This is a genomic window from Novosphingobium sp. CECT 9465 (assembly GCF_920987055.1).
Lineage (GTDB): Bacteria > Pseudomonadota > Alphaproteobacteria > Sphingomonadales > Sphingomonadaceae > Novosphingobium.
In genome coordinates this window covers 1,536,188-1,554,354 of record NZ_CAKLBX010000001.1, presented here as the reverse complement: position 1 = coordinate 1,554,354, position 18,167 = coordinate 1,536,188, and the positions used below count along the sequence as shown (strand labels likewise).

The window sequence follows — 18,167 nt, the reverse complement described above, 5'->3', positions numbered from 1 at the left end:
CGTCAGCCCAGTGCGGCCTGCGCCGCCGCAAGGCGCGCAATCGGTACGCGATAGGGGCTGGCCGACACGTAATCGAGACCGGTCTTCTCACAGAATGCGATCGAGGCGGGATCGCCGCCGTGTTCGCCGCAGATGCCCAGTTTCAGGTCAGGCCGCGTCTTGCGGCCGCGCTCTGCCGCCAGTTCAACCAGTTGGCCTACCCCTTCGATGTCAAGGCTGACGAACGGATCGCGCGGATAGATGCCCTGATCGACGTAAGGGTTAAGGAAGCGGGCGGCATCATCCCTCGAAACGCCAAGAGTTGTCTGCGTCAAATCATTGGTGCCAAACGAAAAGAACTTTGCCTCTTCGGCAATTTCGCCCGCCATCAACGCAGCGCGCGGCAGTTCGATCATGGTGCCGACCATGTATTCGAGCGTCCGGCCCTTCTCGGCAAACACTTCCAGCGCAACGCGGTCCACCAGCGCGCGCAGGATTTCCAGTTCCTTGCGCGTGGCGACAAGCGGAATCATCACTTCGGGGATCGGCGCATCACCGCTCTTTTCAGCCACGTCACACGCCGCTTCGAAAATGGCGCGCGCCTGCATCTCATAAATTTCCGGGAAGGTGATCCCCAGACGGCATCCGCGATGACCCAGCATGGGATTGAATTCATGCAGTTCCCCGGCGCGACGCTTGAGGTGATCGACCCCCAGCCCGGTTACCGCGGCAAGGTCTGCAAATTCAGCGTCGGCATGGGGAAGGAATTCATGCAGCGGCGGATCGAGCAGGCGGATCGTTACCGGAAGCCCGGCCATGACCTCGAAGATTGACTGGAAATCACTGCGCTGTTCGGGCAGCAGCTTGGCGAGCGCCTTGCGGCGGCCCGCTTCATCGTCGGCAAGGATCATCTCGCGCACAGCCGAAATGCGGCCCGCATCGAAGAACATGTGCTCGGTGCGGCAAAGGCCGATGCCCTCTGCGCCAAACTGGCGCGCAACCTGGCAATCGAGCGGGGTTTCGGCGTTGGTACGCACTTTCATGCGGCGGTGCTTGTCTGCCCAGACCATCAGCGTTCCGAAATCGCCGACAAGTTCAGGCTCTACCGTTGCGACCTTGCCCGCCATCACATCGCCGTTCGATCCGTCGAGCGTGATTACGTCGCCCTCCCTGATCTCGCGATTGCCGATGCGCGCGGTGCGGCTGGCCATGTCGATCGACAGCGCCGACGCACCCGAAACGCACGGACGACCCATGCCGCGCGCCACCACGGCAGCGTGACTGGTCATCCCGCCACGCGCGGTAAGAATGCCGCGCGCAGCGTGCATTCCGTGGATATCTTCAGGTGAAGTCTCAACTCGGACGAGGATCACGGCATCGCCGCGTTCGGCCAGCGTTTGTGCGGTATCCGCATCGAACACCACCGCGCCCGATGCTGCGCCGGGCGAGGCTGGCAGGCCTTTGGTCAGCACATCGCGTACAGCCCTGGGATCGAGCGTGGGATGAAGCAGCTGGTCGAGCGCCATCGGATCGATCCGACGGATCGCGGTTGCCTCGTCGATCAGGCCTTCGCCCACCATGTCCACCGCCATCTTCAGCGCAGCCTTGGCGGTGCGCTTGCCCGCGCGGGTTTGCAGCATCCACAGCTTGCCCTGCTCAACGGTGAATTCGATGTCCTGCATGTCGGTGTAGTGCTTTTCCAGCAGGTCGAAAACCGCGGCCAGTTCACCGTAGGCGGCAGGCATTGCCTCTTCCATCGACAATTGCTTGGCCCCGGCGCGGTCTCGTGCGGCCTTGGTCAGGTATTGCGGGGTGCGGATGCCGGCAACCACGTCCTCGCCCTGCGCATTGACCAGCCATTCGCCATAGTAGGCGCGCTCGCCCGTCGCCGGATCGCGGGTGAAGGCAACGCCAGTGGCCGAAGTTTCGCCCATGTTGCCGAAGACCATGGCCTGCACGTTGACAGCGGTGCCCCAATCGGCGGGAATATCGTTCAACCGGCGATAGACCTTCGCGCGGTCCGATTCCCATGAATCGAAAACCGCACCGATGGCGCCCCACAACTGTTCGTGAACGTCCTGCGGGAACGGGCGGCCAAGCTGCTCCTCGACAATCGCCTTGTATTCGCCGACCAGCGCCTGCCAATGCTCGGCACCAAGCTCAACGTCGTTGAAGAAGCCATTGTCTTCCTTGACGATTTCGAGCGCATCTTCAAACCTGTGATGATCGAGACCCAGCACCACGTCCGAATACATCTGCACAAAGCGGCGGTAACTGTCCCAGGCAAAGCGGGCATCGCCCGATCCGGCGGCAAGGCCTTCAACCGTCTGATCGTTCAGGCCAAGGTTGAGCACAGTGTCCATCATGCCCGGCATCGAAACGCGCGCGCCCGAACGGACGGAAACCAGCAACGGATTGACCGGATCGCCGAACACGCGGCCCGTTGCCGCCTCGACATGCTTCACGCCATCGGCAACGCCCGCGCGCAATGCATCATCAAACGTCTTTCCATTGGCGTTGTAATAGGTGCAGACTTCAGTCGTGATGGTGAACCCCGGTGGCACCGGCAGTCCGATCCCGGCCATTTCGGCAAGGTTCGATCCCTTGCCACCGACAATTGTCTTGTCCTTGGCGCGCGCTTCGGTTGAAACTGCACCACCGCCGAAATGGAATACGTATGCGCTCATGCCCGAACAAGGCTCCCTGCGTGTGTCGCTTCTTCCGGGTGCGGCCCGGATTCGGGCCGTCCCTTACCCTTCGATACGTGAAAAGTCCGCCACTTTGTGCACCGCAGCACGGAAACGGTCAAGCAATGCAAGGCGATTGGATCGCTTGTTAGCGTCTGCGTCATTTACCGTAACGGATTCGAAAAAGGCATCGATCGGCGCGCGCAGGCTCGCCAGCGCCGCCATGGCGGCAGTGAAGTCCTCGGCGGCAATGGCGCTGTCGGCTTGCGGGCCTGCGCTTTCAAGCGCGGCAATCAGCGCCGCCTCCGCCGGTTCGGGCGCATAGGCCGGCACAGATGGCGCGCTGGCCATCTGGTCGGCAATGCCCTCGAACGCCGGATCGTCCACCATCACCAACGGGTCTTCCTCGCCATCGGCGGGGATGATGTCAGTGGCGGAGAAGCCCTCCTTTTTGAGGATATTCGCCGCGCGCTTGTACCCGGCGAGCAGGTTGGCGCCATCCTCGGTGCCGACAAACGCCTGAAGCGCATGAACGCGGGCGAGCAGACGGACGAGATCGTCCTCGCCGCCAAGCGCGAACACGGCGTCGATCAGGTCATGGCGGACGCCTGCTTCACGTTGCTGGACTTTGAGGCGGTCGGCGAAGAAGGCAAGAAGGTCACGGACCGCCGAAAACGCTTTTTCTCGAATTTCGTCAGAAACAGGAAGCCGCTCTTTAGCAATTCGCTCGACTTCGGTTAAGTTAGGCACCTTGCCGTCAACCAATTCCAAACCAAAATAGACGTCTGCGTAAACTTGTTGGCCCTCGCGGCTTGTTTCCTGAATATACCAACCGTGGGTCGCTGAGAGCAAAAGCTGTGTAAGCGAAACCCTCAATCTGTTAGATATGATCAGTTGCAGAACCGCAATTGCCGCACGGCGAAGTGCAAATGGGTCCTTCGACCCGGTTGGCTTCTCCGAAATGCAGAAAAACGCAGCAAGCGTGTCCAGCTTATCAGCCAGCGCCACGGCCACTGTCACCGGCGCGGTCGGCACATCATCGCCCTGTCCGACCGGCTTGTAGTGATCGCGGATGGCGTCGGCTACGGCGTTGGGCAGACCTTCGGCGCGGGCGTAATAACCGCCCATAAGGCCTTGAAGTTCGGGGAATTCTCCGACCATCTCGGTGACGAGATCGGCCTTGCACAGCCGCGCGGCGAGTTCGGCCTGATCGGCGAGAATCTCCCTCTCCCCTTCAGGGGAGAGGGTCGGGGTGTGGGGGGCACCGGGCACAGCGCTTGCCGCCCCCACACCCAACCCTCTCCCCTGAAGGGGAGAGGGATTTACGATGCCCTCTTCCACCAGCCAGCGGGCGAGTTTGGCGACGCGCTCGACTTTATCGGCAACCGTGCCCAGCTTCTCGTGAAAGGTAATCCGCGCCAGCTTCTCGGCGTGGACCGAGAGCGGCTTCTTCTTGTCCTGCTCCCAGAAAAAGCGGGCATCCGAAAGCCGCGCGGCCAGCACCTTGCGGTTGCCGTCGACGATTGCCGCGCCGCCGTCTGTCGCCTCGATATTGGCTGTGCACACAAAAGCGTTGGCCAGCCGCGCATCCTCCCCGGCACGTGGAGGGGGACCGCCCCCTTCGACGCCACCTGCGGCGTCGCTCTGGGTAAACTGCGCCTTCGGCGCAGGGTGGTGGAGGGGGCTATCGTCATGGCGCTGCGTGGAAGGAGAGTCCCCTCCACCATGCTGCGCATGGTCCCCCTCCCCATTCTGGGGAGGATACGTGCACACGAAATATTTCTGGTTTATCCGTGCGGTAAGCTGGATAACTTCAGGCGGAACCTCAAGAAACGTCTCATCGAAACGGCCAAGCAAGGGCACCGGCCATTCGGTAAGGCCCGTGTTCTCGATCACCAGTCCTTCATCCTCGACCAGCACCAGGCCAGCGGCCTGCGCCACGGCCTTGGCCTTTTCGCGGATCAGGGCTTCGCGTTCGGCGTGATCGACGATCACATGGCAGGCGCGCAGCTTTTCGGCGTAGTCGCTCGCCCCGCCGATGGTGATTTCGCCATCGTGGTGAAACCGATGGCCACGCGTGGCGTAGCCGGATTTCACGCCGCCCAGTTCGCATTCGACAAGGTCTTCGCCCAGAATCGCGACAATCCCGGAAAGCGGGCGCACCCAGCGCAGCGATTCCGAAGCGAGCGAGGCCGCGCCCCACCGCTGGCTCTTGGGCCAGGGGAAAGCGCGGATGATGGCCGGGATCGCCTCTGCCATCACATCCTTCGTCGCGCGGCCCGGCTTTTCGGTCACGGCAAACCATACGCCGCCGCGCTCGGTCAACTGGTCCTTCGTCAGCCCGGTCTTGCGCAGGAAGCCATCGAGCGCCTGTTCGGGCGCAGAGGTCTTTGGCCCCTTGGTCTCTTCAGACACAGCCTGCGTCGCCAGAGGCAGGTCGCGCGCGATCAGGGCAAGGCGGCGCGGGGTAGACCATACCGTCACCTCGCCCGCCTTCAGCCCGGCAGCGGCAAGCTCTTTCACGAACAGCTTTTCCAGATCGGCACGGGCACCGGCCTGCATGCGCGCCGGGATTTCCTCGCAGAGAAGTTCCAGCAGGAAATCGGTCACTTGGTCCACTCCGGGTATTTGGCAGCCCACTGGTCTTCGAACTTCGCCATCCATGCCTCGCACGATCCGCGCGCAAGATCGCGCACACGGCCCATATAGCTGGCGCGTTCCTGCACCGAGATCACACCGCGCGCCTGCAACAGGTTGAACAGGTGGCTGGCCTCGATCGCCTGCTCATAGGCGGCAATCGGCACATCGTTCGCCAAAGAAAGCTGGCATTCGGCCTCGGCCCGGCGGAAGCCTTCGAACAGGCTTTCGGTATCGGCCACTTCGAAGTTCCACTTCGACATCTGCTTCTCGTTTTCGAGAAACACATCGCCGTAAGTGACTCCGTGATTGTTGAACGCGAGGTCATAGACGTTGTCGACGCCCTGGATATACATCGCCAGACGTTCCAGTCCGTAAGTCAGTTCGCCGGCCACAGGCTTGCAATCGAACCCGCCCATCTGCTGGAAATAGGTGAACTGGGTGACTTCCATCCCGTCGCACCACACTTCCCAGCCGAGGCCCCAGGCGCCCAGCGTGGGCGATTCCCAGTCGTCCTCGACAAAGCGGATGTCGTGAACCAGCGGATCGATGCCGATCACGCCCAGCGATTGCAGGTAAAGCTCCTGCAGGTTCGCCGGGCTGGGCTTCAGGATCACCTGATACTGATAATAGTGCTGCAACCGGTTGGGGTTTTCACCATAGCGGCCGTCGGTGGGGCGGCGGCAGGGCTGCACGAACGCGGCATTCCACGGTTCAGGTCCCAGCGCGCGCAGCGTGGTGGCGGGGTGGAACGTGCCCGCCCCCATCCGCATATCGTGAGGCTGAAGGATCAGGCAGCCCTGCTCGCTCCAGAACGCATGAAGGCGCAGGATCATGTCCTGCAGGCACAAGGGCGCTTTGGGCGGCGTGTTCAGTGTATCGACCATGGTCGCGCGGCTTTGGCCGATAGGGCGCGCCAAATCAACCTTTTCGGGCGCAATTCACTGCGCCGTTGCATCGTGAAAAGGCTTCGTTCATGCCCGGCGGGTAAGGACAGGGCCATGACGATCAGACAGACCTTTGCCACGGCCATCGCCATTGCCGCCATCGCCCTGAGCGGCGCTGCGCAGGCCCGCGCTCCTGCACCGAAGCCTGCGGTTGCGGCCCCCGCCCCGGCGCGACAGATGAAGCCCGCGCTGTGGAAAGTGGCGGACGAGGATACCACGATCTACCTGTTCGGCACCGTCCACGCCCTGCCGAAGAACCTTGCGTGGCTGGATGGCCCGGTTGGCGATGCATTGAATGCATCGGATCAACTCATAACCGAAATTCCCGATGTGCCCGCCGCGCAACAGCAGAAAGTGGTGCAGGCCATCGGCTTGCTGGAAGGCGAAACGCTGCGGTCTCTGATGACCGACGAGGACCGCGCTGCCTATGAAGCTCTGCTGGCGCGGCTGAAGATTTCGCCTGAGGCGTTCGACCGGGCAGAACCGTGGCTGGCCGGCATCACCATCGGCACGATGCCCTATGCGATGGCGGGATACGGCACGGGCGATGGCGCGGAAAGCGTGCTGCGCAAGGCTGCGGCGGCCAAGGCCAAGCAGACTGGCGCGCTGGAAACCATCGAGTTCCAGCTTGGGCTGTTCGACAGCCTGCCGCGCGAGGCGCAACTCAGGTTCCTGCGCGAAGCTGTCAGCGGTTTTGATGAATCGTTTACGTTGATCGCGACGATGACCGGGCTGTGGGGCGCGGGCGATCCCGATGCGCTGGCCAAACTGCTCAACGATGAAATGGACGACCCGGACCTTGCCGAAACGCTGCTGTACCAGCGCAACCGCAACTGGGCGGTCTGGGTGCGCAAGCGGCTGGAGCAACCAGGACAGGTATTCGTCGCGGTCGGCGCGGGGCACCTTGCGGGCACCAACAGTGTGCAGGATGTGCTGAAGCGTCAGGGCGTTGCCACGGTGCGCGTGCAGTGAAGCTTCTCCTGCGCCTCGCACTGTTCGCTGCACTGGGCATGCTCGTCACCTGCATGGGCAAGGATGACGACAAGCCCAAGGTCGATGCGCGGGTGGCGCTGTGGCAGGTGATGGACAAGGCCGGGACGGTGCGCGGTTACCTGTTCGGCACGGTCCACGCGCTGCCGCCGGGCACGCAGTGGCTGCGCCCCGCGATCACCGATGCGCTGGCAAAGTCTGACCGGCTGGTGCTGGAAATCGCCGAACCGCTGAACCAGACGGTGGCGGGCGAGGCGCTGGCGCGGCTGGCGGGCACGGCTGGCCTGCCCCCGCCATCGCAACGCCTGCCGGTGGCCTATCGCGACGAACTGGCCGCCGTTTACAGAAAACTCGGCCTTTCGGACGCGGATTTTGCCGATACCGAAAGCTGGGCGGTGGCGCTGCAACTGGCAGCCATAGCCGGGCAAAAGGCCGGGGCCGACCCACAAAGCGGGGTCGAGCCGAAGCTGCGCGCACTGGCGGGCGCAAAACCGATTGCCGGGTTCGAAACCATAAACAGCCAGTTCGGCATCTTCGACACCCTTCCCGCCCGCCAGCAGCAAGTGCTGCTGCAGGAAGTGGCCGTCGAGGCATCGAGCAACAGCGACGAGGAAGCCGACATGGTCGCCATGTGGCTGCGCGGCGACGACCTCGGCCTGTCGCGCGAGGCAAGCCGCGGTTTCCTCGCGGATTCCGGTCTGCACGAAGCCCTGCTGACCAACCGCAACCGCGCCTGGGCCGATCAGCTTGACGCGATGCTCAAGGCGGGCGCGAAACCGTTCGTGGCCGTGGGCGCCGCGCATCTCGCGGGGTCGGACAGCCTGCAACGCCTGATGATGGCGCGGGGTTGGACGATCAAGCGGGTGCCTTGAGGGGGAATGTTCCCCCCTTTCGTGCCATGCCCTGATTCAGGGATTTCCGGCTAGCCTAGCCAATCGCATCTGGGCGGCTTTGCGAAGTGCTGGCCATTCGGTTGTGGGTTTCAACTGCAGTGCCCCGGCGTTTCCACTCAGCGCTTTGGTCATTGCGATCATTCCGGACCTGCAAACCCACCAAGGCTCCAATTCACCGGAAAGTTTCTGTTCTTCAGCCAATGCGTCGATTGCGATAGCAGGAGGAAGCCGCCCGGAAGCAAAAAGAAAGCGCAAATCGGGTATGATGAGCATATCCCATGCACGCAAGCTCTCAAGGCTTGCCTGATCGAGGCACCTGCTCGCATCATAGGCCATTCGCGTGCGTGCCACGAGGAAGGTTCTCAGGCTTCTAGGCCCGTCAATTACCGCCAAACGCCTAGCAAGTTCATAGAGGTACGGCGTGGGCAGCGTCGCGGCATTTCGCTCAAGCCAATCCAAGGTGGCCGGATCATCGTAAGGTTTGTCAAACACAGCTTGAAAATCAGTGTCGAAGCCGAAGTTCGGCGGAATATCTGGATTGTCAAATGTACCGTATGACACAGCCTTCACTTTAGCGGGATCAACGGAAGGAATGATCTGGAAATTTTCGACCTTGGATTGATTTCTCGCCAACGCTGAAAGCTTTACAGCCGCAGGGGCATTCACTGATGCTGCCGCATCCAGCCAAGCCTGCCCTCTGGCTGCGTCTTTGGGAACATACTTTCCAGCCAGATAAAGCTTGCCCAAGCTGACCGCTGCAGATGGAAACCCGCCAGTAGCAGCCTGTTCAAAAAGCTGCACCGCGCGCGGCACGTCACGCGATGTACCTTTCCCGGCGATCAACAGATTCGCTAACAGGTCTGCCGCCGCCGGGTTCCCACGCCTAGCCGCAACTTCGAGGTGCTGAACCGCTTCTTTATGGTTTGGCTGAAATCGCTCAGCAGTACCAAGTACGGAGCCGAGAAAGTAATGCACGGCAGGGCTGTCGGTCACACCTGCCGAGCGTCGTAGAATTTTAACAGCCTCGGCAGCTTTTGCGGGCAAGGTCTCCAACGTCAAAGCTGCAATTGCCAAAGAAGGCCCAGCTTCGCCATTTTCCACCCTTGCCGCACAGTCCGGATTGGCGTGAACTGACTCGACAGTATAATCCCGGCATGCTGGGTCAAATTTCAACGCCTTGCCATCGCCCTGAAACGGCGCTGTAGGATCAGCAGGGTTTACGATGACGTTCGGCGCAGGAACTGCACTGGCGAGAAGAAGAGCAAGCAACATCCTCCACATATGGGTCTGACCTTCATTCCGTGTAAAGTGCCGTATTGTCTCAATATGGGGATACTCACACTGTCTGCGGTCTTTGCGTGTAGGATCAGCGCTACACGCCCACCCCCACAACCCTTGCATTTCCCGGCAAACCCGCTAAGGGCCGCCGCTTCCCTGTCATGGTCATCCCTGGAGGCGTGGCGGAGGAAGTTTTGAAACAGAAATCTTGAAAAGGTACTGACACATGAGCGAAACGCTTACGCTGTCGGCTGAGACGCGCGATCGGGCAGGCAAGGGAGCCTCCCGTGCACTGCGTCGCGAAGGCCGCACCCCCGCTGTCATCTATGGCGGCAACGAAGCTCCGGTTGCGATCCATCTGGAAGAAAAGGCGCTCAACAAGGCGCTGGGCACCGGCCACTTCTTCAATTCCGTCGTCGAGCTGACCGTGGGCGGCCAGACCGTTCGCACCCTGCCCAAGGACGTTGCGTTCCACCCGGTTTCCGACCGTCCGCTCCACGCCGATTTCTTCCGCGTGTCGAAGGATTCGGTCGTGCACGTCGATGTGCCCGTGGTCTTCATCAACGAAGAAAAGTCGCCCGGCCTCAAGAAGGGCGGCATCCTCAACGTGGTTCGCCACGAGCTGGAAATGATCTGCGCACCGGATTCGATCCCCGACGACATCATCGTCGACGTTGCGGGTTATGAAGTGGGCGATTCGATCCACATCAGCGCCGTCACCCTGCCCGCTGGCGTGAAGCCCGCGATCAGCGACCGCGATTTCACCATCGCGACGATCGTTGCTCCTTCCGCGCTGAAGAGCGAAGAAGGCGACACGGCGACCGCAGGCTGATCGCCTGACGTTCGGCTCCCGCCCCGGCGGTGAGCGAAAGGATACCCCTTCCGCCCCGCGCGGGAGGGGTTCTTTTTTGGGTTGAGCGTTGCGCAATGCCCACCCCCGACCCCTCCCGCAAGCGGGAGGGGGGAACAGGCGCTGTACTTCGCCCTCCCGCCTGCGGGAGGGCCGCGAGACTTGGGGCACGCAGTAGCCCTAGTCGCAGCGGGGTGGGCGCTATATCACCGCCCCCGCCCGCCAATCAAAGGAACCCGTCGCAATGCAACTCTGGGTCGGCCTCGGAAATCCCGGACCGCAATATGCGCTTCACCGGCACAATGTCGGGTTCATGGCGCTCGATACCATTGCCGAAGTGCACCGCTTCGGCCCGGTCCAGAAGAAGTTCCAGGGCTGGCTGCAGGAAGGGCGGATCGGCACAACCAAAGTGCTGCTGCTCAAGCCCGCCACCTTCATGAACGAAAGCGGCCGCGCGGTGGGCGAGGCGATGCGCTTCTACAAGCTGGGCATGGACGCGCTGACGGTGTTCCATGACGAACTCGATCTTGCCCCGTTCAAGGTCAAGGTGAAGCATGGCGGCGGCACGGCGGGACACAACGGCTTGCGCTCCATAGACCAGCATCTCGGTGCCGATTTCCAGCGCGTGCGGCTGGGCATCGGCCATCCCGGCCACAAGGACCGCGTGACGGGGTATGTGCTGGGCAATTTCGCCAAGGCCGAACAGGACGATCTGGTCGACATGCTCGGCGCGGTCGCTTCGGAGGCCGAATGGCTGGCGCGGGGCGATGGTGTGCGGTTCATGAACGATGTGGCCTTGCGCCAGCAAGGCTGACTGCCGGAAACAAACGAGCAATCAAAAACTGTCGGCGCGATTTACACGGCCCCAAATCTTCACGATCATTAACCACCCAATTCATTGATTTATAACAACTGGCACCACTTTTGCTTAGAGAGTGGCAGAACCGAGTTAACCAATGGGGGTTATTATGAAGATCCGCACTCTCGCTATTGCCGCAACCGCCGCTCTGGGCGCAGCCGCTGCCACGCCGGCTCATGCAACCTGGTGGACGACCCACACGCACTATTGCAACTGCGGCCACAGCGGCGGTTCCAAGTCGTGCGGCGGCACCAGCACCAGCAGCTCCACCACATCGGGCGGCACGACGACTTCGGGCGGAACCACCACTTCTGGCGGCACGACCACTTCGGGTGGCACCACCACTTCCGGCGGAACCACAACGTCGGGCGGCACCACCACGTCTTCGGGCGGCACCTCGGTTCCTGAACCCGGCATGCTCGGCATGATGGCGCTCGGCCTGCTCGGCGTCGGCTTTGCCCGTTTGCGCAAGGTCAAGCCGCGCGCCTGAACGACGCGAGGTTCTCAGCCGCCCTGTGCGGCAGAAAACCTCGCCAGGCTGCGCTTGAACAAGGCGTTGCCCGGATCGGCGTCACTGGCCTGCTTCAACAGCGCAAGGCCGGTCGCGCGATCCTTGCCCCCCGCTGCCCGGACATAGCCTGCCATATAGGTGGTGTCCGGGTCTTCGGGCCGAAGCGCCCTCGCCTGATCGGCGGCGGCAATGGCCTCGTCGGTCCGGCGAGCATGGCTCAACGCAAGGGCCAGCCGCTTGAGCACTTCAGCATCCTTGCCCTGTTGCGCAAGCTGGCCATAGGCTGCAATCGCGCCGTTCCAGTCTTCGCGTTCCAGCGCTGCCTGCCCCTTGCGGTTCAGGTCAGCCGCCTGTCCGTTTCGCGCAGAGGCCAGCCTTGTACGCAAGGGATCGGCATCGGCGCTGCCCATGGCGCGGGCTGCCTTTTCCGCCAGTTCCAGTTCACGCGGCCCTGCCAGCATGCTGTCCGAAAGCGGGCGCACCGTGGCATAGGCCGCAGCGGCATCGCCGGTGGCGAGTTGCGCCTGCGCCAGCATCAACCGCGAATAGGGATTGTTGGGCGACCGCGTGAGCGCGCGCTGGAACATCGCCCGCGCCTGTTCGGGATGGCCGGTGCGCAACATCGCCTCGGCATAGGTCAGCCCATTGGCAGAGACCGGATCGAGTGTGCTTTCCTGCTTTGCCAGCACGGATCGCACCTGATCCCATTCGCCCTTCATCGCAGCGAACTGCACCTTGAGGTCGATCACGCGCGGATCGTCGGGTGCGATGGCAGCGGCGCGCCCGGTCATCGCGACAGCATCGTCCAACTTGCCTTCGATGTCATAGGCAGTGGCGCGCGCGATCCACGGATCGGGCACTTTGGGATAGCGCTTTGCCGCACGTTCAAGCATGGCATGGGCATCGGCCAGTTTGCCGCGCCGGACCGCGATATCAGCGCCCAGCATCAGGGCGTCGAAATTGTCGGGCTGCAAACGCGCAAGCGCAGCCACCTGCCGGTCCGCACCGTCAAGATCCTGCGCGTCGATCAGGAACCGGGCATAATCGCGCAGCAACAGCGGATCGCCGCCCGCCGCAGCACCACGTTTCAGCGCCTCAAGCCCGCCCTGCGTGTCCTTGAGCGCAATCTTTGCCGCCGCCCGCACCCGCCAGGCAGACGGAGCATCGTCGGCACCAAGCAAGGCCAGCGCCTCATCGGCATGGCCGCGCAACAGCGCCGCCTCGGCCTTGATCCGCGCCAGTTCTGCGCCCTTCAGGCCCAGCCGTTCAAGCCGGTCGGCACTCGCTTGCGCGCCATCACCATCACCCAGCCGCAATTGCACCCTGGCCAGCAGCTTCAGCAGTTCGACATCGTCGCCCTTGTCCGCCAGCGCTGCCGCCAGATCGACACGCGCCGCGCCCAGTTCCATCGCGGCAATTTCCGCGCGCGCCCGCGCAATGCGCTCCGCAGGATCATCGCCGCATGATGCGATCAACAGGGCGAGCGGTAGAATCAGGGCCTTCTTCATGCGGCAATTCTCGCAAAAACCCCTGAAATTTTGGTGAAGCGCCGCGCCACCAAAAGCGTCGGAAAAGTTTACGAACACAACTTTGTTAATCATCCGTAATGGCGGTTATCCGCCATTGGCACGATATTTGCTGAACTTTCTGTCAACCATATCCAGACGTCACAGTAGACAGGGGACCAGCCATGAACGCCTTGAAAATGCTTACGGGAATTGCAGCTTCTGCCTCGCTCGCGTTTGCCGCTCCGGCGTTCGCGGATTCGATCACGCTTGGATCGACCGACATCGGCAAGAGCTTTTCGCTCAACTATGATGGCTTCTCTGACGGCACGGCGATTTCCGGCCTGACCGGATCGACCACCTTCACGCTGACCGGCGTGTCGGGCAACGATTATACCTTCGATTACGCCGTGGCGAACACCAGCTCCGCGCCGGTGACGGGTTCGCGCATTTCCAGCTTTGCGTTCAACACCGATCCGAACATTTCGTCGGCCACCAGCACGGGCGCGTTTGCCTATACGACGCTGTCGTCCAATTATCCCAACGGCATCGGCACGGTGGACGTGTGCTTCAAGGACGCATCGACCGGCAGCTGTGCGGGCGGCGGCAGCGGAGGCTTGACCCTTGGGGAGAGCGGAACCGGCGCGTTCACGCTCAGCTTCTCATCCCCTGTCAGCGCGCTGACCCTGAGCGACTTCTACGTGCGTTATCAGTCGATTGCCGGGGTTCCGGGGATTTCGTCAGCCAGCGGTGCCGGCACGATCAGTTCGACTAGCGGCGGCGGCTCGACCGGCGGTACGCCAGTGCCTGAACCGGGCATGCTGGGTCTGCTCGGCGCGGGACTTATCGGCCTTGCGATGGCGCGCCGTCGCACAACGGCAAGGCACACGCTCGCAGCCTGATGCCTCGCGTCCGTGGGGGCCGCTGCGCTCCCACGGCGTTCAGCCTTTGCCAGTCATGTCGCTTGTAAACACGAGCGCAGCACACCCTCCCCGCTGCACTAATTTCGCCGTCGGCTCAATAAGTCGCGCTCCCTCCCTTAAGAGAGCGACTATCTGACAGGTCAAGTGTCACTGACCAATTTCAGCTCTTGTTTCGCGTGCTTTTGCGTTGAGTCGGACGAGCAGTTTTCGGGCGAGGGCGATGCGGACGACCATTTTGGGTTTACCTTGGTCGAGCAGGCGTTGGCGGAACTCTGCCATGGCCGGATCGAATTTTCGCACGATGTCGGCGACGAGGAAGAGGATCGAGCGGACAGAGCTTCTTCCACCACGGATAGATCGGGCACCGGATCGTTTGCCGCTGTCGTTCGCGATGGGCGCAAGGCCTGCAAGTTTGGCGATGGCCTTGTTCGACAGGGTTCCGATTTCGGGCAGTTCGGCCAGCAGGGTGGCAACGGTGCGATCTGCCACGCCCTTGACCGAGCGCAGTGTGCGATCAAGCGCGGTCCAGACGGGATCGTGTTCGATCAGGCCTGCGATTTCACGGGCCAGCGCTTTGGCTTGGGTATTGAAGAAGGCGATAGTCTCTTTCAAGCTGGCAAGGGCAAGCGGATCGCGGGTAGAATGAAGCCGCTGCTTCTGCACTGTGAGGTCGCCTGTCACTTGCCGCAACCGGGCAGAAAGCGCGCTAAGCCTTTGTTGTTCGTCGCAAGGTGGCGGCGTTGGCCGTAGCCGCCGTGCCGCAGCAAAGCAGGCGATGACCTCTGCATCGATACGGTCGGTCTTCTCCAGCCGCCCCATCGCCTCGGCAAAATGCCGTACCGCTCTGGGATTGGTCAGGGCACAGGGCATGCCTGCGCGCCACAGCGCCAGGAATGCGTCCTGTTCGAGCCCGCCACTGGATTCCATCACCACCAGTCCCGCGCCATGGCGACCGGCCCAGTCCGCCAACGCAGCAATTCCCGCCTCATCATTGGCGAACCGGCGATAGCCGCCGGCCTCGATCCAGCCATCAAGCCAGGCCTTGCTAACATCCACTCCACAAATCGTTTCGATCACGGTAACCTGCCTTGTCCGTACGGTTGAGACACCTGCCGACTATTCGGTCGTGCGTGACAAGCGGTGCTGGTCCCAGGCTCCCTTACGGTTACTGCCTGAGGGGTGACGGGCGACAGCACCGCAGCGCCGGGGTGGGTGGCCACCCACCCCGGCGATCAGCCGATTACATCGCAATCAACCAACAACGTCCAGATACAAGGGGCGGGGGGTGGGTTTACGACCGCTGTATTTGCAACAGATGTAAAAGATTTAATCGCCTAGCCTTTCCGTGCCTGATCGAGATGGTCCCGGATCGTTGCGTTGTCCGGGGCCTTTCGTGCGGCTTCGGTAAGCAAGGCCAGCCCGCGGTCACGGTCCACGCCGCTTTGTATCAGCAACCAGCCCAGGGTATCCATTACCGACGCATTGCCAGGTGCCTGTTTCAGTGCCCTGTTGCCGAAATCGATGGCCACGCGCGTATTGCCGACCTTGCCCTGCGCTACCGCCATGTTGTTCAACACCAACGGATTGCGGCCATCCGTAACGGCGAGAATCCGCTCATAAGCTGCGATCGCATTGCCCCAGTTCTCGCGGCGCATCGCCGTGTCGGCCTCGGCCAGCGTTGCCGCGAGCGCTTGCGGGGTGGGATACCTCGCCTTTTCGGCAAGCTGCGCGGCCTGTGAATCGCCTGCGGCTGTTGCAGCGCTCGCCAGCAGCCGCAGATCTGCTGGATCGCTGGTCAGCGCACTACCGAATGGGCGCAGCGTCTCAAGCGCTCCGGCGGCATCGCCTGCTGCCAGTTGCGCCTTTCCGAGTTCCCGGCGGACCAGCGCACTTTGCGGGTTGCGGGTCAGCAACGGCTGGAGCCTTGCGCGGGCCTGCTCCGGCTGTCCAAGGGCGACAAGGGACTGAGCATAAAGCACACTCGACTGGTCATTGCCTTCCAGCGCCTTCTCATTTGCCTGAAGGATGCTGCGTACGGTCTTCCAGTCCTTGCGCCCGGCAGCGCTTTGCGCCTGAAGATAGGCAACCTTGGCACCGCCGCGCACATCGGCAAGGCTCGCCAGAACTGCATCCATCTCCTTTATACGCCCAAGATCGCCCAGCACTGCCGCCTTTCCGGCAAGCGCCGCAAGATTGCCCGGATAGGCGCTGGTGGCCCCATCATAAGCATCAAGCGCTTCGGCAAGGCGACCTTCGGCTATGAAAACTTCGGCATCGGCCAGCCGCGTATCAATCAGGCCGCGATCGGCGGCTTTGGCCCGGTTGACCAGATCGCGCGCCTGCGCGGTATTGCCGTTCATCAGGCTGAAGCGTGCAAAGTCCGCCAGCTGCCGTGCGTCGGCCCTGCCTTTGACACCGCCTTGGGCGCCCTTGGCAAAGGCTTGCCCCGCCCCTTCGCGATCATCATTGGCCAGCAGGGCCAAAGCCCGCAACCGCTGTGCCGCCGAGGATGCATCCGATCCCAGCGCGGCCAGCGCCTCATCCGCGCGGTTGCGCAGCAGCGCCGCTTCGGCCAGCAGCAGCCCGAAATCCGCCGGTCGGCGCGCGGCGGCAATCCTGTTCAGGGAAGCATCTGCGGCAATGCCATCGCCCATTGCCAGCGCATTGCGCGCATGGAGTTCCAGCAGGGCGGGATCGTCGGGACTGGTCGCCAAGGCCGCCGCCAGATCAACTTGCGCTGCCCGATAATCATGCTCACCGAAAGCCTTGCGCGCGCGCTCGACACGCTCCTGCGGGCTTTCGCTGCACCCCAGCAGGGTCAATGCGGCGACAATCGCGGCGTACTTAAGCATTGCGGCAACACTCCTCCATTGCGGAGCTTTCTGCCGTGAAGTGTTGAATCTTCCGTGAAGGTTTCCAAAACCTCCAACCATCGCTAAGGGCGCGAGCCAGACAAGGAGTGTGGATAATGGGTTTTCGTTGCGGGATCGTCGGTCTTCCCAATGTCGGCAAGTCGACGCTGTTCAACGCACTGACCGAAACACAGGCGGCACAGGCGGCGAACTACCCGTTCTGCACGATCGAACCCAACGTCGGCAATGTCGGCGTGCCCGACCCGCGCCTTGACGAACTGGCGCGCATCGCCGGCAGCCAGAAGATCATCCCCACGCAGTTGGGTTTTGTCGACATTGCCGGACTGGTGCGCGGCGCCTCCAAGGGAGAGGGCCTTGGCAACCAGTTCCTTGGCAATATCCGCGAAGTGGATGCCATCGTTCACGTCCTGCGCTGTTTCGAGAATGACGATATCCAGCATGTCGACAACAAGGTCGATCCGGTATCCGATGCCGATACGGTCGAAACCGAACTGATGCTCTCCGATCTCGAAAGCCTCGAAAAGCGGGTCCCGGCAGCGCAGAAAAAGGCTGCCCAGGGCGACAAGGAAAACAAGCTGATCGCCTCGGTGCTCGGTCAGGCACTCGACCTGCTGCGGGAAGGCAAGCCTGCTCGGCTGACCAAGCCCAGGGACGAGGAAGAGGAGCGCGTGTTCAAGCAGGCGCAATTGCTCACCGCCAAGCCGGTCCTGTATGTCTGCAATGTCGATGAGGAAAGCGCAGCAAACGGCAACGCCTTCTCCGCCCGCGTGTTCGAAAAGGCCAAGGCAGAGGGCGCGAACGCGGTCATCGTTTCAGCAGCCATCGAATCCGAACTGGTCGGCATGGACCCCGAAGAACGCACCGTGTTCCTTGAAGAAATGGGCCTCCACGAAACGGGCCTCGCCCGCGTGATCCGCTCAGGCTACGAACTGCTGCACCTGATCACGTTCTTCACCGTAGGTCCCAAGGAAGCGCGCGCGTGGACCACGCATCAGGGCGCGAAGGCTCCTGAAGCTGCTGGCGAAATCCATTCCGACATGCAGCGCGGTTTCATCCGCGCCGAAACCATCGCCTATGACGATTTCGTCTCACTCGGCGGAGAATCAGCCGCGCGCGATGCGGGCAAGCTGCGCCAGGAAGGCAAGGAATACGTCATCCGGGATGGCGACGTCCTGCACTTCAAGTTCAACGTCTGATCTGCGGGCCGCAATAGCCGGGCACGATTTTCGACGCGG

General features: G+C 62.3%; 14 protein-coding genes. 7 read left to right on the top strand and 7 right to left on the bottom strand.

Annotation, left to right across the window (positions count from 1 at the left end):
- Positions 1-2: 2 nt before the first annotated feature.
- The 3 genes from ppdK to LUA85_RS07545 all read right to left on the bottom strand — a co-directional run bounded on the left by ppdK (position 3) and on the right by LUA85_RS07545 (position 6,190).
- Complete coding sequence (gene ppdK, locus LUA85_RS07555; protein ID WP_231468396.1) at positions 3-2,666, bottom strand: pyruvate, phosphate dikinase; 2,664 nt, start codon at positions 2,664-2,666, stop codon at positions 3-5.
- Positions 2,667-2,729: 63 nt separating this feature from the next.
- Positions 2,730-5,276 carry a glycine--tRNA ligase subunit beta gene (locus LUA85_RS07550; RefSeq protein ID WP_231468394.1) on the bottom strand — a complete coding sequence of 849 codons (2,547 nt, stop codon included), beginning with the start codon at positions 5,274-5,276 and terminating at the stop codon, positions 2,730-2,732.
- On the bottom strand, positions 5,273-6,190 hold the full coding sequence (locus LUA85_RS07545; protein WP_231468392.1) for a glycine--tRNA ligase subunit alpha: 918 nt from the start codon (positions 6,188-6,190) through the stop codon (positions 5,273-5,275). Before LUA85_RS07545 ends, LUA85_RS07550 begins: the two co-directional genes overlap by 4 nt.
- Before the next feature lie 114 nt (positions 6,191-6,304).
- On the opposite strand from LUA85_RS07545, the gene LUA85_RS07540 reads away from it, so the two are divergent.
- Positions 6,305-7,222 carry a TraB/GumN family protein gene (locus LUA85_RS07540; protein ID WP_231468390.1) on the top strand — a complete coding sequence of 306 codons (918 nt, stop codon included), beginning with the start codon at positions 6,305-6,307 and terminating at the stop codon, positions 7,220-7,222.
- Positions 7,219-8,112 carry a TraB/GumN family protein gene (locus tag LUA85_RS07535; protein WP_231468388.1) on the top strand — a complete coding sequence of 298 codons (894 nt, stop codon included), beginning with the start codon at positions 7,219-7,221 and terminating at the stop codon, positions 8,110-8,112. Before LUA85_RS07540 ends, LUA85_RS07535 begins: the two co-directional genes overlap by 4 nt.
- A gap of 36 nt (positions 8,113-8,148) precedes the next feature.
- Here LUA85_RS07535 and LUA85_RS07530 read toward each other — a convergent pair whose 3' ends face one another.
- Positions 8,149-9,405 carry a tetratricopeptide repeat protein gene (locus LUA85_RS07530; protein ID WP_231468386.1) on the bottom strand — a complete coding sequence of 419 codons (1,257 nt, stop codon included), beginning with the start codon at positions 9,403-9,405 and terminating at the stop codon, positions 8,149-8,151.
- Positions 9,406-9,637: 232 nt separating this feature from the next.
- On the opposite strand from LUA85_RS07530, the gene LUA85_RS07525 reads away from it, so the two are divergent.
- From LUA85_RS07525 to LUA85_RS07515, 3 genes are all read left to right on the top strand, one after another.
- On the top strand, positions 9,638-10,243 hold the full coding sequence (locus LUA85_RS07525) for a 50S ribosomal protein L25/general stress protein Ctc (protein WP_231468385.1): 606 nt from the start codon (positions 9,638-9,640) through the stop codon (positions 10,241-10,243).
- 262 nt (positions 10,244-10,505) lie between these two features.
- Positions 10,506-11,075 (top strand): aminoacyl-tRNA hydrolase, encoded by a 570-nt coding sequence (gene pth / locus LUA85_RS07520; RefSeq protein WP_231468383.1) that lies wholly within the window; start codon positions 10,506-10,508, stop codon positions 11,073-11,075.
- Between the two features lie 154 nt (positions 11,076-11,229).
- Positions 11,230-11,610: a PEP-CTERM sorting domain-containing protein gene (locus tag LUA85_RS07515; RefSeq protein WP_231468380.1), complete on the top strand. Its 381-nt coding sequence runs from the start codon at positions 11,230-11,232 to the stop codon at positions 11,608-11,610.
- Positions 11,611-11,624: 14 nt separating this feature from the next.
- On the opposite strand, the gene LUA85_RS07510 is transcribed toward LUA85_RS07515, so the two are convergent.
- Positions 11,625-13,139 carry a tetratricopeptide repeat protein gene (locus LUA85_RS07510; RefSeq protein ID WP_231468378.1) on the bottom strand — a complete coding sequence of 505 codons (1,515 nt, stop codon included), beginning with the start codon at positions 13,137-13,139 and terminating at the stop codon, positions 11,625-11,627.
- Between the two features lie 182 nt (positions 13,140-13,321).
- Here LUA85_RS07510 and LUA85_RS07505 point away from each other — a divergent pair, with 182 nt between their 5' ends.
- Complete coding sequence (locus tag LUA85_RS07505; protein ID WP_231468376.1) at positions 13,322-14,038, top strand: cistern family PEP-CTERM protein; 717 nt, start codon at positions 13,322-13,324, stop codon at positions 14,036-14,038.
- Between the two features lie 168 nt (positions 14,039-14,206).
- On the opposite strand, the gene LUA85_RS07500 is transcribed toward LUA85_RS07505, so the two are convergent.
- Together LUA85_RS07500 and LUA85_RS07495 are read right to left on the bottom strand one after the other, a co-directional pair.
- Positions 14,207-15,136, bottom strand: a complete 930-nt coding sequence (locus LUA85_RS07500) for an IS110 family transposase (RefSeq protein ID WP_231468374.1) — start codon at positions 15,134-15,136, stop codon at positions 14,207-14,209.
- A gap of 257 nt (positions 15,137-15,393) precedes the next feature.
- Positions 15,394-16,911: a tetratricopeptide repeat protein gene (locus LUA85_RS07495; RefSeq protein WP_231468372.1), complete on the bottom strand. Its 1,518-nt coding sequence runs from the start codon at positions 16,909-16,911 to the stop codon at positions 15,394-15,396.
- 116 nt (positions 16,912-17,027) lie between these two features.
- Here LUA85_RS07495 and ychF point away from each other — a divergent pair, with 116 nt between their 5' ends.
- Positions 17,028-18,128 carry a redox-regulated ATPase YchF gene (gene ychF / locus LUA85_RS07490; RefSeq protein ID WP_231468370.1) on the top strand — a complete coding sequence of 367 codons (1,101 nt, stop codon included), beginning with the start codon at positions 17,028-17,030 and terminating at the stop codon, positions 18,126-18,128.
- Positions 18,129-18,167 lie beyond the last annotated feature (39 nt).